Source organism: Streptomyces turgidiscabies Car8 (genome assembly GCF_000331005.1).
GTDB lineage: Bacteria > Actinomycetota > Actinomycetes > Streptomycetales > Streptomycetaceae > Streptomyces > Streptomyces turgidiscabies.
In genome coordinates, this window is the sequence record NZ_AEJB01000632.1 from 1 (window position 1) to 1,782 (window position 1,782).

Genomic DNA, 1,782 nt, shown 5'->3' on the forward strand with positions numbered 1-1,782 from the left:
CGCACACGCATGTCCGCCGCACTTGACGCACCCTCGACCCGAGAGCATTATTCATCACATGATGAATTACAGCGACCCCCCTCCTGGAAGGGCCGTCCAAGCCCAAGCCCTCACCGTCGTACGAGGCACCCGCAACGTCCTCCACGGCCTCGACTTCACCGTCCCGCGCGGCGAGATCACCGGCCTGCTCGGCCCCTCGGGCTGTGGAAAGTCGACCCTCATGCGGGCGATCGTCGGCACGCAGGCCAACGTCACCGGCATCCTGGACGTCCTGGGCCACCCCGCCGGCCACGCCACCCTCCGAACCCGCATCGGCTACGTGACCCAGGCCCCCTCGGTCTACGACGACCTGACGGTCCGCCAGAACCTGGCCTACTTCGCCGCGATCCTCGACCCCGGCCGCGCAGCCGCCGAACGCCGCCACGAGAACGTCACCCGAGCCATCGCCGACGTCGACCTCACCACCCGCGCCGACGCCCTCGCGGGCAACCTCTCCGGCGGCCAGCGCAGCCGCGTATCCCTGGCGGTGGCGCTACTCGGCACCCCCGAACTCCTGGTCCTGGACGAACCGACGGTGGGCCTGGACCCCGTCCTCCGCCGCGACCTATGGGCCCTGTTCCACACCATCGCGGCCACCCGCGGAGCGACGCTCCTCATCTCGTCCCACGTCATGGACGAAGCCGAACGCTGCCACCGCCTCCTCCTCATGCGCGAGGGCGAACTCCTCGCCGACGACACCCCGGACGCGCTCCGTACCCGCACATCGACGGACACGGTGGAAGCGGCGTTCCTCCACCTGGTGGACGAGGCGAAAAACCCGCAGGCAAAAGAGAGGGAGCAATCCAAATGACCGGCACCGCCAACACAGCCCTCACCCCCTCTCCCACAGCCTCAACCCCCACAACACCCCTGAACGCCTCCCGAACCATCGCCACCGCGATCCGGGTCCTGGCGCAACTCCGGCACGACCCCCGCACCATCGCGATGCTGATCGTGCTCCCGAGCCTGCTTCTGATCCTGCTCCGCTACGTCTTCGACGGCAGCGCGCAGACCTTCGACGGCATCGGCGCATCGCTCCTCGGGATCTTCCCCCTCATCACGATGTTCCTGGTGACCTCGATCGCCACCCTGCGCGAACGCACCTCGGGCACCCTCGAGCGCCTCCTCGCCATGCCCCTCGGCAAGGGCGACCTCATCGCCGGCTACGCCCTGGCCTTCGGAATCCTCGCGATCATCCAGTCGGCCCTGGCCACAGGTCTGGCGGTCTGGCTGCTGGGCCTCGACGTCATGGGCTCCCCCTGGCTGCTTCTCCTGGTGGCCCTGCTGGACGCCCTCCTGGGTACCGCCCTGGGCCTCTTCGTCTCGGCCTTCGCGTCCTCGGAGTTCCAGGCGGTCCAGTTCATGCCGGCGGTGATCTTCCCCCAACTCCTCCTCTGCGGCCTCTTCACTCCCCGCTCCAACATGCACCCGGTCCTCGAAGCGATCTCCGACGTCCTCCCCATGTCCTACGCGGTGGACGGCATGAACGAGGTCCTCACCCACGCCGACATCACAACCGCCTTCGTACGAGACGCCCTGATCGTCGCGGCCTGTGCCCTACTGGTCCTCACCCTGGGCGCAGCAACCCTCCGCCGCCGAACGCAATGACCAGACCCCTTTTCAGCCCCGGCCGGCACCTTCAGCCCGTCCGGCGCTTGAGGACGAGCGCGTTCAGCGCGACAGGGGGGTCTGGGGGCGCAGCCCCCAGGTACGGGATGGGACGGGTAGGGGCGGCGGGGGCGA

At 68.9% G+C, this 1,782-nt stretch carries 2 protein-coding genes; both read left to right on the plus strand.

Translation table 11 applies throughout. The annotated features are described in order from the left end of the window. Positions 1-58: 58 nt before the first annotated feature. A complete protein-coding gene (locus STRTUCAR8_RS44150; protein ID WP_006383003.1) occupies positions 59-850 on the plus strand; it encodes an ABC transporter ATP-binding protein in 792 nt (263 codons plus the stop codon). Beyond that, positions 847-1,647 (plus strand): ABC transporter permease, encoded by an 801-nt coding sequence (locus tag STRTUCAR8_RS44155; RefSeq protein ID WP_006383002.1) that lies wholly within the window; start codon positions 847-849, stop codon positions 1,645-1,647. The genes STRTUCAR8_RS44150 and STRTUCAR8_RS44155 overlap by 4 nt, the downstream gene beginning before the upstream one ends. Positions 1,648-1,782: the final 135 nt, after the last annotated feature.